This window comes from Desulfofarcimen acetoxidans DSM 771, from assembly GCF_000024205.1.
Lineage (GTDB): Bacteria > Bacillota > Desulfotomaculia > Desulfotomaculales > Desulfofarciminaceae > Desulfofarcimen > Desulfofarcimen acetoxidans.
Window position 1 is genome coordinate 3,089,348 of the sequence record NC_013216.1, and the last position, 19,677, is coordinate 3,109,024.

A 19,677-nucleotide genomic window follows, 5' to 3' on the forward strand; every position below is an offset into this window, starting at 1 on the left:
TTAAGATGTTACATTAAACAGCCTACACATTTCAGGCTGCCCTTTAAAAATATTATCTACTGCTTTTTCACAGAAGGACTATCTCCGCCACCGTTATAAAGGCACTACAAAACGAAGAACCAATTATATCCTTTAGAGAATTTTCTGCTTTTACTCCCGGTCTTATTGAACTTGCTAACTGGCTTAAAGAGCATGACAGTAATGTGTAGCCATGGAAAGTTCCGGTGTTTATTGGATTCCTGTACACCATGTGCTTAAGGAAGCCGGTCTTTCTCCTTATGTATATAGAACCGAAATAATAAATATCGCTATAAATTAAACGCAAAGTCTCTTTTTCACATCTTCCGAACAGCATTTGATTTCCTCTAAAAACGAGTCAACAGATTTTTGAATTTCTGAAGCATTTTTATGAAAGCGATTATAAATAGCTGTATTTTTTAACCATTTCCATAACTCTTCTATGCAATTCAGATTGGGTGAGTAAGGTGGAAGAAATTTCAAAAACAGATGATCCTTATGCTCGTCTAAAAAGTCTTTAAGTAGTTTTGCATGATGAACTCTTGCATTATCAAGAACAATGTAAATTTTAGAAATGTCATCTTTTAAAAAATGTGATACCAATTTTTCAAGAAAATCTTTGAATTTTTCTGCATCAATTTTGTCATAATTTACACAAAAAACTTTACCCGTATAGTAGTTTAAAGCACCGTATAATGTAACTTTTGCATGGTGTCCATAGGTCTTAATCTTTTTTTGCTCACCTTTTGGGAACCATGCTCGTTGTAAACCTTGATAGTCCCTAATGTGAGATGCATCCACATATAGGAGTATTTCACATTCAGTGAGATTTTTTTAACTCTTCCAGCTCATCTTGAAAAGCTTTTTGCTTCTCCGGATCAGCTTTGGCTAATACATAAGTGGGACGATTATAACGAAAATCCATCTTAAGAAGCATGCGCCAAACACCATCTGATGTATATTTAATGCCGTATGTATCATGAATGTAAGCAGCGAGGGTTTTACAATTCCAAGTAGTATGGGTACTAAAACCAACCTCTGATGGTGATTTTTTCAGTACCTCTTTGACCTCTTCTTTTTGTTCATTGGTTAGCCTTGGCGGTCTTCCCGGTTTTTTTGATACATGAAGCAGTTTTTCAACTCCACCTTCATTAAAGTAAGCAACGTATTTTCTTATGGTTTGTTCACTTATATCAAGATATTCGGCAATCTGCTTTGCTTGTCTCCCTTTCATGACAAGAATAACAGCTTGAACTCTGCGTCTTAGTTTATATGATGTTTCTCTTTTTATCTTATTCAAATCCTCAATGGTTAAATTTTGTGGATTGTTTAAATGCAATTTCCTCATGGTAATAATACCCCTCCCCACACTTGATTCTATTCTACAGGATAGGAGTAAAAATTACCATTACTTTATTAATCGTTTCTATATAGTAAAGTTGAACCTAGCCTTTGGGGAAACTTTAAGGCCTTGGCTTTCATACTCATAAAAAGAGGTATTTCCCCAATCTGGGGCATAGCTAGCTGATTATTATGCACCCCATGTTACGTTTGGGCTCCATGTACCAGCATATGAATAATTTGCCCCAAACATAATGTAAGAAACGAAAAAAAAGTATATATCATAAATTTTTTTACCATAAAAATCATCCTCACTTAATAATTATTAAATTGTCAATAAACTACTTTTTATGTTCCTAAGCATTAAACAGCTAAATAATCAAACAACTACCATTTATTTCGCTTCGCTCAAGGCACAAAACACAATAAATGTATTGGCTTTAAATTTTTTCTATTGCTTAAAAATTGTTTGCCAAATCTGTTGCAGCACTGATTCCTCAAAACCTTCGTTGTTGTTTGTATTGCGCCTCTATAAAAGATCGAAAGAGACGTTACGCTTTGTGAGAATAACTGCAAGGATGTGTATATGGGAAATGAGTCTCAAGAAAAGCTATGTCATAAAAAAACACCCCCTATCTCAATAATTATATCTTTAACTCTTGATATCTCTTTTTATCAGCCTTTTTTAAAGAACAGTGTCAAAATTGCGAACTAAGAAATCAATGCACCAAAAGTAAAGATGGCAGGACAGTAAGAATACATCCACATGAAGCATTGTTGCAAAAGGTGCGCAAACAACAACAAACCGAAGAGTATAAAGAGGAATATCGTTTCCGTAGTCGGATTGAAAGAATAATTTATTGTGTTACTAAAAATGGAGCCCGAAAGGGTAGATATAATGGACTTGAAAAAAATGGATTCAAGTTGCAACTCCATGCGGCTTTACATAATATCAAAACAATACTATTAGCTGAAAAAAATCCTGAAATAGTTGTTTAGGGACAAGTGTGCCTACTCGTTAGGGGTTATATGGAAACCAACATTATGTATGCATTATTATGCTGTTTAATTGCATTGTTGGATGAGCTTTTGATAGAAACCATCACCAAATATTGATGTTTTACCTGTTAATACCAGTAGTGTTCTTAAAATCATTAGGATAAATCAAAAAAAGAGTATTTTTGAAACAGTCTAGAAATATGCGAAGACAGTACTGGAGAAAAAGAATTTAAGTGTGGAAGTTGGGTCTCCCTAGAAGAGTAGGATTCTCGGCAATATGTTCGGTTTTAAAGGATTAAATATGGCCGAGAATATGCTTTTTATTTTTAAATAAAACTGGTATTAAAACTGTACTGAATATGAAATAAACAGACTTCCCATTATACCGCTAATTATTGAATAAAAAATCCACATATTATTTTTTTTGATAAAAAGTGAATGGAGACTAACAAAAAAAGATAAAGTAGCTCCCGTACCGGTTATGATTCCAAAAATAAAGTCCATAAAGACTTCTCCTTTCATACATGAATATTATAGAACTTATATTAAAATTTAGGCCAACCTCAAAAGAGGTTGGTCTAAATTTTAATAGTCTAAATCTATGAATCTAACGGCGTGATCCCAATTTGTTGTGGTAGATAGTGTAATTCCCGGAGAACCAATTGTTACAGAAGGAATACCAGGTAAAATTTCTCTTGTGCCAGTAATCAATACAAACACTGGCACTACCAGATTCATTAGTTCTATGATAAACATCAGCTCTTCCCCAGCCGTATTGTTCTAAAGCTTCTGCTAAAAGGTCAATATCAAAACAGAAACCAGCCTCACTGTCTATTTCATAGCAGTTAGTCTGATCAAGTTCTTCGTTTAATGTTCCGAAAGTACCATTTTCCCACACTACTTCACCTGTAATATTTTGAATAGTAAAATCGTCCAACCAAGAGCTAGCCAGTAAAATATAAAACATTCAGGAACAGATTGAAGAAAAATGGCAATCAACGGCATATTATCCATTGCAAATAGCCCATAATTAGGGTTCTATACATATATCGTCCAAAGTCCGATAGCGGTTAATAACAACGATTCGTGGTAAACTGTCCATATAACGTAACTTATATAGACAGTTTGGCAATAACCTGGTATCATAAACAAAATAAATAAGTTTTACACAGTGATCATATGCTAGAAAAATATACAAATTACCTTTTGTCGTCAGATAGGGAATACAGCCGTATACATTGAAGACATACAAAAATAATGCATCGAAGTTTCTTCAATGGGTTGGTGAGAGGTACAACGAAAAGAATCCTGGCGCAGTAACTTTACTTAATATTAGAGAATACCAGTGTTTCTTGCTCAATGTTAAAATATATTCTGCTAATGGACTTTGGGACGATTTGTGTATACGTAGCATTTGCATAAAACTACTGATACCCGATATGGAAAGAAATAATAAATGTAACAAGTTAAATATCCTTGTAATACAAGGATTTGTGATGCCGAAAGGTTATTTTAGGTATCACAGTTTTTGCAATAGGTTTAAAAACACCATTAAAATACCTGTCTAAAACTTTTCATGCAAACACTACGGTATAGAACCCCAGTTATCCCTTCCATAAAATATTTTAATTTTTTAAAAAAAATTAGATATTAAAAAACATATTCTCTAATAAATAACAAAATCCTTCAAATTTGCTGGATAAGTTTTCCGACAATATTTAATATTATCCGACATAAAAAATATTTTCAAACGTACATATTCAGTGATCCCACTATAAAATAAAATGAAAGATAAAAAACTTTCCCCAAAAACTGAACACGTTATAATCTTTCTGATAACATATATCGTATCAGTCCTTTGATTATCTACATCTTACCTATTCCTAAAAGTCAACATTATCCACTTAAATATCTAAATTAATTAAATATATACATATGCATATTATTGCCTCTAATAGGAGTAGCCCCAAAGAAAATTGTCGAACAAACTAAATTAATGATAATTTAATAAATCACCAATTCATTTTTGTCTCATAGTATAACCAATGAATTAGCGCGTACGCAATTAATGCATCAAATAATCGCCCATATACAGCATTATTTGATTTTCCAAACAGATTTGTAATATTTAAATGTTGTTTGATAAAACGAAATAATAATTCCACTTACCAACGTTTTTTGTACGTATTTGCAATCTCGTTAGCCGGGATATCCATACAGTTAGTTGCTAAAATAATAAAATGTTCTGGTTTATCTTCAATAATCACAATTCGAGAACGATTTTCAGAACGTTTTTGCTCGGATCTAACATAACAGGTAAAATCTTGTACTGCATTGGAATCTTCCACAGAAAGCAGTGCTAACGGCTCTTTATCGCTCAAGGTATAATTTTTTAGGTAACCAAACGACGAAAAGATGACTATCATTTTCATATTTATCCATACGTGAAATTTTGGCATACCCTCGGTCTTTAATAAGTACCTTGTTGCTATTAATATAGCCCAAACTGTCATTGGCAATTTGAAAGCGGAACAGGCCGAGCTTGAAAAAGGCGTGATAACAAAAACCCATTTTCAACCATATCTAGCAGATATATAAACACCGACAGACTAACAAGGGAAATTCTGATTGAATTGGTTTAACACATCAAGGTACATAAAGGCAACAACATCAGCATACGGTTTAAGTTTTCCGATGAGTACCGCAGAATAGCGGGAAAACCTCATTTTGCCCTAATTGATTGGATAAGAGACATAGATCAACATATTCAAAAACTACACTAAGTTTTATAACATTGGAGTGCTAACCGGCAATATCCAACTCAAACCAAAATTCCACCCCGGCATTTTTATTTAATACACCGTACTTGTTATTATCTATTTCCTGTATAGCTTTCACAATAGATAGACCTAGTCCGGTGCCTCCGTAAGCTCTTGTCCGGGCTTTATCTTCTTTATAGAAACTTTCCCAAACCTTATCCAACGATTCGGGGGCTATCGGGCAACCGGAATTATAAACTGTTACACGGGCCTTGCTGTTGATTTTCTGAATAGATATAGTAATTTTCTTTTGATCATTAACATGATTAATAGCGTTATTAAGATAATTAAAAACTATTTGTTCTGTTCGAAAACGGTCAGCTGATACCGCAAATTCAGGTTCTTCTTGCAAAGAACAATCAATTTTTTTCTCTAAGAGAATGGGTTTATACTTTTCCACAATATTTGCAATAAGCCGGGATATATCAAAATTGCTTTTTTCCAACTTAAATGTACCGGCTTCTATCTGGGCAAGGTCCAATAACTCTCTTACCAGTTTGCCCATTTTATTAGCCTCATCGGCAATCACTTCGCAATAAAAATTCTTGTTCTCCTCGTCCTCATTGACATTTTCCCTTAAACCTTCAGCATAACCCTGGATTAGAGAAATCGGAGTTTTTAGCTCGTGAGAGACATTGGAAATAAATTCTCTCCTCATTTCATCAATTTTTCTTTCCCGCTCAATGTCCTCCAATAACTTATGGTTTGCCGCAGTCAACTCTGATATGGCAATATGCAATTGGGTTGACAGGGAATTAATGCTTTCACCAAGCTGGCCAACCTCATCGTTAGACTCAACTTGATATTTTTGACTAAAATCCAGTTTGGCCATTCTCTGTGCGATATCATTTAATTTTAATATAGGCATAGTGAGCTTTTTGGAAAAGATAAAAATAACAATACTGCCTAGAACAAAAACCAGCAAACCTGTAAATAAAAAGAACCGATTTGCTATCCGCACACTCTCACTTATTGAAGCAAAAGGGGTGCTAAGAATCAGGTAATCACCGTTATTCAATGAAGTCAATAAACTGATAAAGTTTGTCTGAATTCTGGGATCTTTTGAAATATTAAAAACCATTTTACCTTCCTTAACTTCCTTTTGATTCAATTGCAGAAGATTCTTCTCAAAACCCTGTTTTATTCCGGGAGGCGAGGGATCTGGATTTTGCAAATTCCTATTTGGTGAAGGAATAAAGGGATTATCATCAGAACTCCTTTGGTGATATTGCTCATCATATTCTTGATCCTCAAAGTGTTCTTCAGGTATTCGCTGTAAACGATATATCGGTTCAAAATTTGAATTAAAAATAATAATATGAATACCGGTAGTTCGTTCTAATTTCTCTAACTGCAAAGAAATTTCTTCAGCATCTCCTTGGTATATATCATTAATACTTGCATATATATTTGTTAATTGTTTCTTTATTTCAGAAACGTAATAGTCCTCCAGAAAACGGCTATTGAAAAATTGCGATAATAATACAAACATCATTATCAGACCGCTCATTCCCCAAAATAGCTTCTTGGTGATAGTTAAATTCATGATCTCACCTCAAACTTATACCCCAAACCTCGAATAGTTTTAATAAACAAACCCTTAGCACCAAGTTTATGCCTTAGATTTTTTATGTGGGTATCAACGGTCCTGGCATCTCCAAAATAATTATAATCCCACACCGCATTCAAAATCTGATCCCGGTTCAACGCTCTGCCCTGGTTATTTACAAGGTAGTTTAACAACTCAAACTCCTTCATACTTAAATCCAGAGGCACCCCGTCAACTGTCACACAACGACCGCTCTCATCTATTTCCAGCCCTTCAATGGAAATCATCTGATTTTTGTGCTCCGCTATTCTTCTCAATAAGGCTTGAACTCTGGCTACCAATATTTTGGGGCTAAAGGGCTTTGTAACATATTCATCCGCTCCCAATTCAAACCCAAACAGTTCATCCGACTCTTCAGCCCTGGCTGTCAGCATAATTATAGGAACATGAGAAGTTTTGCGGATTTCCCTGCATACAGCCCAACCGTCATACTCAGGCATCATAACATCCAAAATAACCAGATCCAACTGCTGTTCATTGAAAATATCCAAGGCCTGTCGACCGTTATCAGCTACGAAAACGCTATGCCCATCTTTTTTTAAGAAATCGGATACCAGTTTTAACATGCGCGGCTCATCATCAGCTATTAAAATTTTCTTTACCGAAGCCATAAGAAAAAACCCCCAATACTTAGTCATGACATAAATTTCTATAGCGTAATTATTTTTTCCTTGTTGATTGATTTAAAAAATGTCAATGCGGAAGCAGTACAGTTTAATTAAGATGAAATTAACGATATGCTCATATTAATATCATGTATAATTTTTATATTATAAACTTAAATTGTGAACATATTATGAACATATTGTGAACAGCAAATAAACCAAGCCTCTTGACAATTCACAATAAAGTGATATCATATTAATATGCTTTAAATATCTATCAGACAGGAGGCTCATAAAATGCAAGAACGCTCGGCTTGGAAAATTAACGGGTTTCTGGCTTTATTGCTATTGCTGCTTCTTCTTGCAGCTGTTCTCAGCTCATTAGTCTTTCTTAGGATTGGTATAGCAGTAATATTAATTATCTTATTTGTGGTTTTATCGGCAGGAATGGTTATTGTTCAACCAAACCAGGCAAAAGCTGTCACCTTCTTTGGCAAATACATGGGCAGCATCAATACAAACGGTATTTGGCTGACAATTCCCTTTTCCCAGCACAAGAAGGTATCCTTAAGAGTCCGCAATTTTAACAGCGCAAAGCTAAAGGTTAATGACGTAGAAGGCAATCCTATTGAGATTGCTGCTGTAATTGTCTTTAGAGTAGTGGATTCAGCAAAAGCCTTGTTTGATGTTGATAACTATGAACAATTTGTTGAAATACAAAGTGAAACAGCTCTGCGTCATGTTGCCACCAAATACCCCTATGACAACTTTGAGGAAGCCGGTTACTCACTGAGAGGCAATACCGAGGAAGTTGCTTCGGAACTGGCCAAAGAGCTTCAATCCCGTCTTACTCTAGCAGGAGTGGAAGTAACGGAGGCCCGCTTAACCCACCTGGCTTATGCTACTGAAATAGCCAGTGCCATGCTGCAGCGGCAGCAAGCAAACGCCATCATAGCGGCCAGACAAAAAATTGTAGAAGGCGCTGTCGGAATGGCTCAAATGGCCATAGAAAAGTTACTCAAAGAAGGAACCGTTTCCCTGGACGATGAACGTAAAATTGCTATGATCAATAACCTCATGGTAGCAATTGTTTCGGAAAAAGCTGCTCAACCGGTGATTAATGCTGGCAGTCTGTATTAGCAGGTGATATTCGTGCCGCCTAAAAAAAGTTTTCTACTCAGAATAGATCCAAAACTATATGAAGTATTGGAAAAGTGGTCAGCAGATGAATTTCGCAGTGTTAATGCACAAATTGAATACATTCTGCGAAACGCGGCCGGCAAGGCCGGCAGGCTGCCAAAAAAAGAAACTGCTCAAATCCTAAATGAAGATAAAAAATAGAAAACAATATACAATACATAAACCCGTAATCTTTTTAGATAATACGGGTTTATTTCTGAAATTGAATAAATGCAGTTATTGGTAAAAATTATTTTTCAAAACGGAGAGCCACAATAGGATCAAGACCGGCTGCTTTCTTAGCAGGATAATAGCCAAAGAAAGCTCCGATAGCCACTGAAAAACCGGTTGACAATAAAATTGAAGACATAGTTATGTAGGTTGACCACCCGGATACTTGGGAAATTATTTTTGCCCCTATGACTCCGGTAATAATACCAATAATACCACCCACCATACAGAGCACCAGAGCTTCCACCAGAAACTGGTTGCGAATATTGCTTTCAGTTGCTCCGACCGCCATCCGCAGTCCTATCTCCCTGGTTCTCTCCGTAACAGAAACCAGCATAATATTCATTATACCAATACCACCTACCAAAAGAGAAACGGCAGCCACGCTGGCCAGAAGCAGTGTCATAACACCGGTGGTGGTTTGTGCGGCTTCCAGTACCGAGGTCAAATTGCGCACATTGAAATCATCTGTTTTATCGCCGCTGATGCGGTGCCTCTCACGCAACAGGGTTTCTATGCTGCTCTGCACATAAGTCATACTGTCTTCCGTAGCAGTCTGCACATTAATTGTGCGCACATAATTTACACCCATCATCCGCTTTTGAACCGTACTGACAGGCACATAAATGACATCATCCTGGTCCTGCCCGGCCATAGCCGCTCCTTTGGAGGCAAGCACACCGACAACAGTAAAAGCCAGCTTATTAATTCTAATCGTTGAGCCTACCGGGTTAAAACCGGTCGGGAAAAGGTTTTCCGCAACTGTATTACCTATCACAGCTACCATACTGGCACCGGTTATGTCTTCCTTGGTAAAAAATGATCCCAGACTCACAGACCATTTTTTTATCGATAGCATTTCAGGTGTAGTTCCATCAGCCGTGGATGTCCAGGTTTGGTTATCATAAGTTACAGTTGCACTGGTACTTAATTCAGGCACAACATTGCTGACCATATTCAAATCCGCTATAGCCTCAGCATCCTCCAGGGTGAGCGTATTAACGTTTCCCGAAGCCCCCCGCACGGGACCCGTTCCGGCTCCTGAGAAAACCATCAGCAGGTTTGAACCCATACTGGAAATTTGATCGGAAATCTTTTTGCTGGCGCCCTGCCCCACGGAAATCATTATAATGACAGCAGCAACCCCAATGATAATACCCAGCATGGTCAAAGAAGATCTCATTTTATTGGCCTTAATTCCGTTTAAAGCAACTTCAAAATTATTAATAAAATTCAAATCAGAGCCCCCTCCGCTTCTCTGTTAAATTCACTTAAATCCATGGCGGCGTTTCTTCTTTTCAAAACAGGACTATCGTTAATAATACGACCATCCTTAACATTGATTAAACGGCGGCAATATAATGAAATATCTTTTTCATGAGTAACCATTACCACAGTAATGCCTTTCTCGATATTTAACATCTGAATTACCGAAATTATCTCTATGCTGGTTTTCGAATCAAGAGCACCTGTAGGTTCATCCGCCAGAAGCATAGAAGGATTATTTACCAGAGCCCTGGCTATAGCCACTCTCTGCTGCTGTCCGCCCGACATCTGGCTGGGATAGTGGTGCATATATTTCGAGAGCCCTACCCATTCCAGAGCTTCTTTGGCCCTGTCCACCATATCTTTCTTATGAGTACCGGCATAAACCATCGGTAATTGAATATTAGCCATTACAGAGACTTTTCCCAACAAGTTAAAACCCTGAAAAACGAAACCAATCTTCCTGTTGCGAATAGCAGCCAGTTGATTTTTATCCATTCTGGAAACATTTTCTCCGTCAAGATCATATCTTCCCTCAGTGGGGGTGTCCAGACAACCTAAAATGTTTAGCAAGGTACTTTTGCCCGAACCGGAAGATCCCATGATGGCTGCCATTTCTCCTTCCCGTATGGCCAGATTAATGCCTTGCAAGGCTAAAATTTGCGTTTCTCCCATGTCATATACTTTTTTTACATCTTTCAGCAAAATCGCTGTTTTTTCGGACATTGACAGCACCATCCCAAGCTCTGTTTTATACTATCTTTTTATTACCAGAAAGTCGCTTAAAGCGATTTTCGAGCAGCCACAGGCATTCGTTGGAAATTATGCAATAGCAGCCTTAACTTATCCGCGGATTCATAATAAGCACAATTTCCAACGAGTATAAAAAACTTTTACCGCGGAGGCCCTCCGCCTCCCAGCAAACCGCCGCCGCCACTACTGCTCTTACTGGTGCTCGCAGTCCCGGTACTTGTTGCGCTGCTGTCCCCTACTATTACAATGTCACCTTCGTTAAGACCTTCCAATATTTCATAGTTTTTCGAATCCGACAAGCCTAATAGCACTTGATGAGAAACCGGTTTACCCGATTCATCTTTACCGATTATAGTGGTCTGTGTTTTTTGACTGCTTTCCTTGGCCGCTCCTGAAGTTGTAGCTGCCTGGCCGCTGCCGGATCTAATTGAACCTTTTGAGCTGCCGGAATTGTTGCCGCTGTTGCTGCTTTTGGTTTGATTGCCTGTTGCTTCCGTTTTTAAAGCAGTGCTCTGTTCATTTTTACTGAGATAGCTGGTGGCATAAGTAACTGCTCCTTTAGGCACAGTCAATGTGTTTTCTTTTTTATTAATTATTATGTTTAGGTTTGCAGGCATACCGGCTTTCAATTCCTGCTGCTCACCCTCTAATTGAATAATTATATTGTAAACCTGCACATTAGATACAGTTTCTGCCTCCGGAGAAATACTGCTTACCTTTCCGGTGAAAACTTTGTTTGGATAAGAATTGACCGTAAATTCCGCTGTCTGGCCAATTTCTAACTTGCCAATATCAGCTTCATTAACTTGAGCTTCAACCTGCAGAGATTTCGAAATCAGAACTATAAAGCCTGTCCCGCTGCTCGTACTGTTATTGTTGGCCGTTGCCCTCTGCCCTTCCCCCCCATTTACTTCGCTTACTATACCATCCATAGGACTGATCATTTTTGTACCAGCCAGGTCTTTTTGAGCTATTTTAAGCTGTGCATTACTGCTTTCAACCTGAGCCTCAGCTTGTTCTATTTCTTCTATTCTGTTTCCTTTTTGCAACGATTTTAAGGCTTCCTCAGCCTGTTTTAAATTACCCTCCGCGCTGATAAATTCATTGTTTATATCGTCAAAATCAGTCTGTGATATAACCTTCTCAGCAAGAAGTTTTTGATTCTTATCAAGTTTTGATTTTACCAGTTCATACGCTGAACGAGCCACCTTTACACTTGACTCAGCCTTAGCTATCTCCTCTTCAGTAGAACCTTTTTTCAGAAGTGCCAGTTTAGCGGCATTTGACTTTAAACTTGCTGAACTCTGAGTCAACTGAGCTTGCAGGCTATCTTCTTCCTGCTCAGCCAGCAGTTGTCCGGCAGTAACCGGATCCCCTGTTTTTACATATATTTTCTTTATTACCTCAGCATTCTCAAAACTTAAGGATACTGTGCTTACCGGCTCTATGGTACCGGTAGCCGGAATGGTATTGGTTACAGATCCCTTTTTAACAGTATCAGTAATATAACTTACCTCAGTTTTATTAGATCTCTGAAAAAAATAGGCGCCAACCAATCCTACTGCCAGAATGGCTAATAAACGAAACAGAAATTTTTTACCTTTTAAAAGAGCTAGAATTTTATTTGGTTGCTTAACAGCGGAATCCGTATTATGCAAAACCTTCTCCCTCCTATAAACTTTATTTCGATCTATCTTATAGAAGTTTCATCTGTATAGATCTACAAATAGCACTTCTCCGGTCATGTTAATATTTATTTCCTCTGCTGTCTGGGCCTAATTATAAAGGGCAATTGTGAACATTATGTGAACGAACGGTGAAATGTTCAGGAACATGTTAATATAACTTAACCTGAGGTTTATGGCCTTTTTTATCAGACTTTTTGTTCTGAAATCAACAAAAAAAGTCGCTTTACGCGACTTTCAGGTGTTTTTAAAACCCCAGATCTTCATTGACCACTAAAACATGTATATCTGTAAACCTGGGTTTGTATTCTATAACACTGGTTATCCGGCAGATTCTATCCGGGGAGCTGCAGTCTGCACAAAAACCGGTAACAGCACAGGGAGTATTGCACTTCAACCGCTTGGCATTAGGAGGTGCCGCATAATCCTTAATTCTATGCAAAGCACCTTCAGTATCACTGACCAACTTATTGCGACCGGCCACTACAATTACCTTCCTAGGTCCAAAAATCATAGCCGCAACTCTGTTTCCGGCACCATCTGTGTTAACCAGACAACCTGTAAGTGTCAGGGCGTTTGTACCGGTCAAAAATAAATCGCAGTTTAACTGACGGCGCATAATTTCCAGTCTTTCTTCCTGGGATAAATCAGCCACTCCATGGTTTAAAAGCTGCTTGCCCATTTCCTTTAACTTGTCACCCAGTTGTAAACCTGTCACAGACATAGAACCGCCAAAGCCAATTGTAACAGCCTCTCCGGACTCTTTTAAAATATAGTCAACCGCTTTCCCGGAGTCAGCACAATAAACAGCTGTAAATCCCTTTTTATTGAGAGCTTCCACTGCCTTCATACATCTCTGTTCATATTTCCAATTATTCATTTCCCACGTTAAACTCAAATTTAATTCCCCCAAATAATAAAATACAAATCATTCAATTATTTTACAAATTACTGTTTTTCTATAGTAATATCATAAAACAATTTATTCTTGCAAGTAGAATCGCCTAAAAGACACATGATATCACCGTTTTTGCGAGTTACACCCTGGCTCAGCATTTCCTTAATTACCGGTTCTAAATTAAGTTTGCCTGCACCGGTTTCTTTTAATTTATTACATTCACGAAAAAAACAGTCAAATGATATATTTGCCGAAGAGTATATTTTTGTTTCCATATCAGGATCAGGGAAACAGGTCTGCCGGTATTCAACATATACCTTGATTTCTTATACCCCCCAACCAGCATCAGATTGCAGATATGAAATTTTTACCGGCCTAATACCTATAAAGGGCACGGCTTCATCAGATCCTCCAAAAATTTATTGTATTGCTGTTGTACCTGTTCTTCAATATGTTTGTTTATATAATACTCAAGGTACTTACTGTTTATAGTTTCACAAACAGTTTTTGACCAATTTTCCAGATCAATTCTGTCAATTCGCTCAAGGTTTTGCTGTTTCAAATACTTTCGAAATTCCTCAGCTTGAATCGCATCCAACAGCGCGAAAATAGTTTTTTCTACTTCCTGTTCATAATCCCAGGGGTCAAACCTTGAGAAACTAAAAATAGCGACCGCCTGACCCAGCCATACATCTAAAGGACAATAATCCTGGTGGTTTTCATATTGTTCCACTGCCCCATACATATTGATCTTTGCGTCTTCCGTATATTCTTTCGGTCCACTTGAACCACAAGCATTTTTAAAGGCCCGACGTCCTGCCTCCAAAATTTCTCCCTCGTTGGCTCTAATAAGTTCCAGCCAGTTAATCTCTATTTGCATGCAATTACTCCTTCTTATTTTCTGTATAGCCATGTATAGTCATAAAATTGATTATACATAGTTCAATATGCAAAAACGTTTTTCCTTTGTGATCAGGTAATTCATTATAATAAATCTTAACCCCAAAAAGAAGAAACACTGTATAAGAACTGTTGACAAATCTCTATTCAAAGCCGGTATTAAAGAAAAGATGACTGATAATCCCGCTTTCGAGGATGTTCAGTCACCTTTCTTAAAACATTTAGCTAAAAACTAATTGTCAAATTCTTTAATAATAAAATTCTACCGGACAGTCTTACCCTCTTAACCTTTTACTTATAAACCACACGACTGCGCCAATAACAGCTATAATCAAAGCAAACTTAATTATACCGAAAATTAATTTTGAAATTAAAATCACAGCAAAAATCCCGGCAATAATAACCAGTACCTTTTTAAGGGGGTTATTTTGAGGCAGCATACAGATAATCCTCCCATATATAAGTTTATAATAACGTTATATTATATTATAACCTTTTATAGAAATATTTTTAACTATGAAATTGTATCAGGTTGCTATTTTCACAAGAAATAAATTTTAGCTTAGTATAACCCATGCAGGATTATACGGCATTAGAGACGCTTAAGGCGTCTTTTTTGCACTCCGGCAAATCATGCTTATGAAAGATTTGCCGATAATTCATTCCTTAATGTAAATACAAATTTATACTAAATAAGCCTATGGCTGCCTCGAAATAGCTTAAAACAACTTTCTTGTCGGATAAAAGACATTTTTATGTCATGAAAGTGACATTTTTATGTCGTGAAAGTGACAGACGAATCATCATTGACATGTCATAATATTTATGATAAATAAATATAGCTTTTTACTAACATAAATTATATTTATTGTTGTTTGGTTTTGGTATTCATTACCTTAGTTATAACAGATTTATGATCCCCAAAACCGAAACAGGAGGTGGGCTATCGAAATTTATTTGAGAGAGGGTATGCAATATGCATCTGGTAAAAAAATGTTTTAGTGGCTTTACTAAAAGAAATCCTCATACTAAAAAAGTTATGGAATTAAAAACCCAATTAAAAAGTTACCAGGAACTGTCGTCAACAGCTTATACATTAGGCGAGGTGGAGGCTTACAAGGCTGTTCAATCCCTATACAAAGAAACTTATATGGAATTGCTGGCCATTTCCTTCTGTGAAAACCTATACTCTTTATTGCCTCATATATTATGTATCTGGCTGCTTAGTTTTATCTTTAGTGAAATAATTATAGGGAGCTACAGGATTGGCATTTTATTATGGTATCCAGCCGCTATTATTCTCTATAAGGCAACTCTTAAATTAATCAGGGCTGTCCTTGTCAAAAACAGGACGATATAAGATTGCAAGGGACAAAACATCTATATCATAAGGAGGTAAATTTTATGTATTTCAGTGTGGCTGATGTTACAGTAAGCCCGGTATTGCTTATACTCTGGTCAATTGTTACAGGCTATGTGTTTTCCTCGGTAGGTGCCGCAGGAGGGATCCTTGGAGGTATAGGCCATATATCTATTTTTGGTATTAAAAACGCTAATATAGTTAAGCCTATGAATCAAATTTTAACTACCGTCAGTCCGGTTATTTCATCACCCATGTACATTCGTGAAAAAAGATTGGTTATACAGGTCTCTATAGCTTTAGCAGTTGGCGGAATTGTCGGTGCTTTATTGGGTTCCTGGTTATCGCACTCATTTCTGTCTGATATGGGTAGTTATAAGCCCTTCTTTGGTCTGGTAACTTATATAGTGGCAGCCAGACTTTGGTATGAACTGACGCCCGGTTTCCGAAACGGTCAGGCTAAAGTTAAGGAAGCAACAAAAACATTTGAAGCAAAGGTTAAAGAACTGAAAGCAAGCGGCAGAATGAGTGAGATTAAAAATATCGGTGTTAATTTTATAGAATCCGGTCTGGGAAACAATAAGTTCACATTTGCCGGACAAACTTTTGAATATAAAACCGTTGTTCCTTTCCTGGCAGGCTTTGTAGTGGCCATTATATCTTCTTCCATGGGTGTTGGCGGAGGTTTCCTGCTGGTACCTTTTATCTCAAGCTTCATGGGTTTTCCCATGTATATTGTTGCAGGCACCGTAGCACTATCCATTTTAATTACTTCACTTGCAAGTATTGCAAATTATATGCAGTTGGGAAGCACCGTGGATTATAATATGTTAGCTTTTGAATTAGTCGGTATTGTTATAGGCTCCTACCTTGGACCCAAACTGTCAAAACATGTTAAAGCAATTTATCTTAAAGGTCTCTTAGCAGTAATCTTAACCTATTCCGGCACTCAATATGTGTTTGGCAAATTAATTTTTCAACTAACAGGTTTTAAAATGTAATATAATTTAATCCGTAATAGTCATTTAAGCTAATTAGGGTTTAGGAAGGTAAGGAGGTCTTTTTTTATGAAATGTGCCGATTGTAAACAGGAGCAAAAAAACAGGTGTGACAAGGAAGGTTTTGACTGTACCGGAGGCAAACAGGATTTAACTCCCTATAAGGAAGATTTCAACCAAGGCTGCCACGTGATCAGCGGACACCTGCAGGCTGAATTTGGAAATAAATTAACGCGTTTTGAGGAATTGGTTAACTTTGCTTCCAGAATGCAATATAAAAAACTGGGCATGGCTTTTTGTGTCGGCTTAGCAGACGAGGCAAGCATTCTGGCTAAGATGCTGGGAAATAAGGGATTTAATGTGGATTCTGTTTGTTGTAAGGTTTGCGGTCTGGATAAAAAAGACTATGAAGTGCCTTATGCTAAAAAAGATAAAAAGTTTGAAGCACTGTGCAATCCGATAGGTCAGGCTATGATTTTAAATAAGGGCAATACCGAGCTGAATATATCTGTGGGATTGTGTGTCGGGCATGATATTTTGTTTCAAAAATACTCAGAAGCACCGGTAACTACCTTTGTCGCTAAAGACAGGGTACTGGCCCATAACCCCTTAGGTGTGGTATACTCCAGTTATTATAGAAAAAAATTTATTGGCAGTTAACTTTTAGATATTTATATCAACTTTTTCACAGTCAAATACTTAACACATGCGTAGATATGAATTTCTGGGACTGATTAATTCAGTCCCTTTTATATTATCTGCATTAGTTTATAATTCATACAAATTAATATTAACTTTTGTATTAACTATTTCAGATTGTTGTTAAATCAATTAATATGTTGTAGAATATATAATGTCTTAATTTATTGAGCATAAGAAAGGACGATCAGAAGCATGAAAGACACTAAGAATACAGAATTAATTGAAAACAATAACAATATGGACACATTAGTTTTAGAGGAAGAAGAAACTAAGGCTATAATGCAAACCGGTCTAAAAATAAATTACCCCAAAGGCCATGTGATTTTTTCCGCCGGTGATAAAGCTAACCAAATATATTATATCGAAAGCGGTTATGTAAAAATATACAGGTTAAATGCTGACGGCAGAAAGGTTAATGTAGGCAGTTTACGTAACCCGGGAGAAATTATGGGCATAGCAGAGACTCTTTATGAAACTGAAAGAACCTGTTTTGCCGGTACTATGACTGATGCAGTATTATATGTGGTTACTTACAAGGACTTTCTAAAGCTTATGACTGATCATCATTATCTCTCTATTAAGGTGGCCAAACTCCTGGGAACTCGTATGCGTGAGGCAGAATCAATTATTCACGAACTAGTCTGCTGGCAGGTACCGGGCCGGCTGGCTCTCATGCTGCTGAAAATAGGCGAGCGCTGCGGTATCAACACAGAGAACGGAACACTGATTAAGCTGCGCCTAACTCATGAGGAAATAGCCAATATGATTGGTACGTCTCGACAAACAGTAACTTCTTTGATTAATACATTCAAACAGGAACAGAGTATTACTGTAGAGGGTAAGGATATTAAAATTGTTAACCCAAACAAATTGGCCAATTGGGTAGTATAAAAATATTATTCATTATTCATTATTTTATTAACTAAATTATTGAAAGAAACCTTCATAGATTTCTTCACCAAGACTATTGTATTATCATCCAGCAAAGGGCAAATTACTTGATAGGCTTCATCGGCGTCTGCACAAATAAATATATTTTCACTATTCATTCCTTTTTCCAGAGCTCCCCTGGCTATTTCTGAAGCGGCATCACCTACTGTTAATAATATATCCAGTCCGATCTCTACTGCCAGGTTACCAATTTCCCTGTGTAATTCCTTTTCCCAGCTATATAGGTAAAACATATCCCCTAGTATAGCTGCCTTTCTCTTGTTCCCGGAAAGATTTTGCAGGGTCTTCAGCGCTGCTTGCATAGATGTGGGGTTGGAGCTCCAGGTGTCATCAATAATTGTGCTTCCGTTAACACCTGGAACAACTTGTAAATGACGTTCCAGGTGCTTGTAGGAAGCCAACCTCAGTGCCGCTTCCTTAATACCCAATCCCAATACGTGAGTACAAGCAATCGCTGCAAGAGCATTATAAATACTATGCGTACCGAAGCCGGGAACAAATATATCATATCTTAATTTCTTATATTCCAGTGAAAATTGCATCCCCTTGTCTGTCAAACTAATTTCAGATGCTCTAAAATGAGATTTTTTACTCAGTCCGAAATAAATAATTCTTCCTTTATAAGGCTGTAAATCAATCCTGCTGATGTTTTTATCATCAGCGTTTAATATCAATGTTCCTCTATAACCTAAACCCTCCATCATTTCTGCTTTTGCGTTTAAATAATTATCAAATGTACTGCAGCCGGACAAATGATCAACACCAATATTCGTTATAATGCCTATATCAGGCTTGAAATACCGGCAACTCTCAATTAAATCCTCTGGGTATGCCACAGCAGTCTCGAAAACCGCCGCTTCCGTTGTTTCATCTATTTCAAGCAGATAAGGCAAGTGCATCCTCCACCCATTAATACTTTTGTAAGTGGCTGCTGTTTTAAAATGCAGTGACAGAATATGCTTGATCATTTCCTTTGTAGTGGTTTTACCACAAGTTCCTGTTACAGCAACCACAGGAATATTAAAGAGATTGCGATAATATTTTACGAATCGCCAGAAAGCCTTTTCTACATCCTCTACCGCAACAACAGTCCATTTACTGTTTTCAACATTATAATGCTCACTATTTATAACCATAGCACAATTTTTAAAACTATTAAAATCTACAGGGTCATCCTGCATATTAAAATAAAGTGAATTGTCTTTTAACTTATGCGGTACTATTGCTGCATGATCAATTAATAGTTCGTCAGTACCTCGTATTATTTTCCCCTCTATTATTGAAAGCATCTCTTTTAGATTCAGGTTTTTCATATTAACCCCCACCCTCTATTATCCAAGCATTACAATAATTATGCATAATG

20 protein-coding genes and 1 pseudogene are annotated in these 19,677 nt (G+C 37.1%); 7 read left to right on the forward strand and 14 right to left on the reverse strand.

The annotated features are described in order from the left end of the window. Positions 1 to 315 precede the first annotated feature (315 nt). Both DTOX_RS24885 and DTOX_RS24890 read right to left on the reverse strand, forming a co-directional pair. Positions 316 to 819: an IS630 family transposase gene (locus DTOX_RS24885; protein ID WP_278184556.1), complete on the reverse strand. Its 504-nt coding sequence runs from the start codon at positions 817 to 819 to the stop codon at positions 316 to 318. A 19-nt stretch (positions 820 to 838) separates the two neighbouring features. Further along, positions 839 to 1,366: an IS630 family transposase gene (locus tag DTOX_RS24890; protein ID WP_042315887.1), complete on the reverse strand. Its 528-nt coding sequence runs from the start codon at positions 1,364 to 1,366 to the stop codon at positions 839 to 841. 674 nt (positions 1,367 to 2,040) lie between these two features. Between DTOX_RS24890 and DTOX_RS14100 the strand changes: the two are divergent. Then, positions 2,041 to 2,358: pseudogene (locus DTOX_RS14100) on the forward strand (transposase); the annotation flags it as partial. Between the two features lie 607 nt (positions 2,359 to 2,965). Here DTOX_RS14100 and DTOX_RS14105 read toward each other — a convergent pair. From DTOX_RS14105 to DTOX_RS14120, 4 genes are all read right to left on the reverse strand, one after another. Beyond that, positions 2,966 to 3,295 (reverse strand): hypothetical protein, encoded by a 330-nt coding sequence (locus tag DTOX_RS14105; RefSeq protein WP_157862969.1) that lies wholly within the window; start codon positions 3,293 to 3,295, stop codon positions 2,966 to 2,968. A gap of 1,228 nt (positions 3,296 to 4,523) precedes the next feature. Beyond that, complete coding sequence (locus DTOX_RS21595) at positions 4,524 to 4,817, reverse strand: hypothetical protein (protein ID WP_157862971.1); 294 nt, start codon at positions 4,815 to 4,817, stop codon at positions 4,524 to 4,526. Between the two features lie 343 nt (positions 4,818 to 5,160). Beyond that, complete coding sequence (locus DTOX_RS14115) at positions 5,161 to 6,723, reverse strand: sensor histidine kinase (protein ID WP_015758362.1); 1,563 nt, start codon at positions 6,721 to 6,723, stop codon at positions 5,161 to 5,163. Next, complete coding sequence (locus DTOX_RS14120; RefSeq protein ID WP_015758363.1) at positions 6,720 to 7,397, reverse strand: response regulator transcription factor; 678 nt, start codon at positions 7,395 to 7,397, stop codon at positions 6,720 to 6,722. Before DTOX_RS14120 ends, DTOX_RS14115 begins: the two co-directional genes overlap by 4 nt. A 291-nt stretch (positions 7,398 to 7,688) precedes the next feature. Between DTOX_RS14120 and DTOX_RS14125 the strand changes: the two genes are divergently transcribed. Together DTOX_RS14125 and DTOX_RS14130 are read left to right on the forward strand one after the other, a co-directional pair. Then, the gene (locus DTOX_RS14125) at positions 7,689 to 8,531 is read left to right on the forward strand and encodes an SPFH domain-containing protein (protein WP_015758364.1); all 843 of its coding nucleotides are present in this window, start codon (positions 7,689 to 7,691) and stop codon (positions 8,529 to 8,531) included. 12 nt (positions 8,532 to 8,543) lie between these two features. After that, positions 8,544 to 8,732, forward strand: a complete 189-nt coding sequence (locus DTOX_RS14130) for a type II toxin-antitoxin system antitoxin (protein WP_015758365.1) — start codon at positions 8,544 to 8,546, stop codon at positions 8,730 to 8,732. An 88-nt stretch (positions 8,733 to 8,820) separates the two neighbouring features. Here the strand turns inward: DTOX_RS14130 and DTOX_RS14135 are convergent, their stop codons facing one another. The 7 genes from DTOX_RS14135 to DTOX_RS23100 all read right to left on the reverse strand — a co-directional run bounded on the left by DTOX_RS14135 (position 8,821) and on the right by DTOX_RS23100 (position 14,743). Next, positions 8,821 to 10,038 carry an ABC transporter permease gene (locus DTOX_RS14135; protein WP_015758366.1) on the reverse strand — a complete coding sequence of 406 codons (1,218 nt, stop codon included), beginning with the start codon at positions 10,036 to 10,038 and terminating at the stop codon, positions 8,821 to 8,823. After that, on the reverse strand, positions 10,035 to 10,793 hold the full coding sequence (locus DTOX_RS14140) for an ABC transporter ATP-binding protein (protein ID WP_042315891.1): 759 nt from the start codon (positions 10,791 to 10,793) through the stop codon (positions 10,035 to 10,037). The genes DTOX_RS14135 and DTOX_RS14140 overlap by 4 nt, the downstream gene beginning before the upstream one ends. Before the next feature lie 167 nt (positions 10,794 to 10,960). Next, positions 10,961 to 12,478 carry an HlyD family secretion protein gene (locus DTOX_RS14145; RefSeq protein ID WP_015758368.1) on the reverse strand — a complete coding sequence of 506 codons (1,518 nt, stop codon included), beginning with the start codon at positions 12,476 to 12,478 and terminating at the stop codon, positions 10,961 to 10,963. Positions 12,479 to 12,752: 274 nt separating this feature from the next. Next, the gene (locus DTOX_RS14150) at positions 12,753 to 13,403 is read right to left on the reverse strand and encodes a lactate utilization protein (RefSeq protein ID WP_015758369.1); all 651 of its coding nucleotides are present in this window, start codon (positions 13,401 to 13,403) and stop codon (positions 12,753 to 12,755) included. Positions 13,404 to 13,453: 50 nt separating this feature from the next. Beyond that, on the reverse strand, positions 13,454 to 13,678 hold the full coding sequence (locus DTOX_RS14155; protein WP_015758370.1) for a hypothetical protein: 225 nt from the start codon (positions 13,676 to 13,678) through the stop codon (positions 13,454 to 13,456). A 107-nt stretch (positions 13,679 to 13,785) separates the two neighbouring features. Then, positions 13,786 to 14,283, reverse strand: a complete 498-nt coding sequence (locus DTOX_RS14160) for a hypothetical protein (RefSeq protein WP_015758371.1) — start codon at positions 14,281 to 14,283, stop codon at positions 13,786 to 13,788. Positions 14,284 to 14,578: 295 nt separating this feature from the next. Continuing rightward, positions 14,579 to 14,743, reverse strand: coding sequence for a hypothetical protein (locus DTOX_RS23100; protein ID WP_015758372.1), 165 nt, complete (start codon positions 14,741 to 14,743; stop codon positions 14,579 to 14,581). 536 nt (positions 14,744 to 15,279) lie between these two features. On the opposite strand from DTOX_RS23100, the gene DTOX_RS14165 reads away from it, so the two are divergent. From DTOX_RS14165 to DTOX_RS14180, 4 genes are all read left to right on the forward strand, one after another. Further along, positions 15,280 to 15,663: a hypothetical protein gene (locus DTOX_RS14165; protein WP_015758373.1), complete on the forward strand. Its 384-nt coding sequence runs from the start codon at positions 15,280 to 15,282 to the stop codon at positions 15,661 to 15,663. Positions 15,664 to 15,707: 44 nt separating this feature from the next. Further along, positions 15,708 to 16,664, forward strand: a complete 957-nt coding sequence (locus DTOX_RS14170; RefSeq protein ID WP_015758374.1) for a sulfite exporter TauE/SafE family protein — start codon at positions 15,708 to 15,710, stop codon at positions 16,662 to 16,664. A 66-nt stretch (positions 16,665 to 16,730) separates the two neighbouring features. Next, complete coding sequence (locus DTOX_RS14175) at positions 16,731 to 17,321, forward strand: DUF1847 domain-containing protein (protein ID WP_015758375.1); 591 nt, start codon at positions 16,731 to 16,733, stop codon at positions 17,319 to 17,321. Positions 17,322 to 17,555: 234 nt separating this feature from the next. Next, positions 17,556 to 18,254, forward strand: a complete 699-nt coding sequence (locus DTOX_RS14180) for a Crp/Fnr family transcriptional regulator (RefSeq protein ID WP_015758376.1) — start codon at positions 17,556 to 17,558, stop codon at positions 18,252 to 18,254. Positions 18,255 to 18,259: 5 nt separating this feature from the next. Here the strand turns inward: DTOX_RS14180 and DTOX_RS14185 are convergent, their stop codons facing one another. Next, positions 18,260 to 19,627 (reverse strand): UDP-N-acetylmuramoyl-tripeptide--D-alanyl-D-alanine ligase, encoded by a 1,368-nt coding sequence (locus tag DTOX_RS14185; RefSeq protein WP_015758377.1) that lies wholly within the window; start codon positions 19,625 to 19,627, stop codon positions 18,260 to 18,262. Between the last annotated feature and the right edge of the window lie 50 nt (positions 19,628 to 19,677).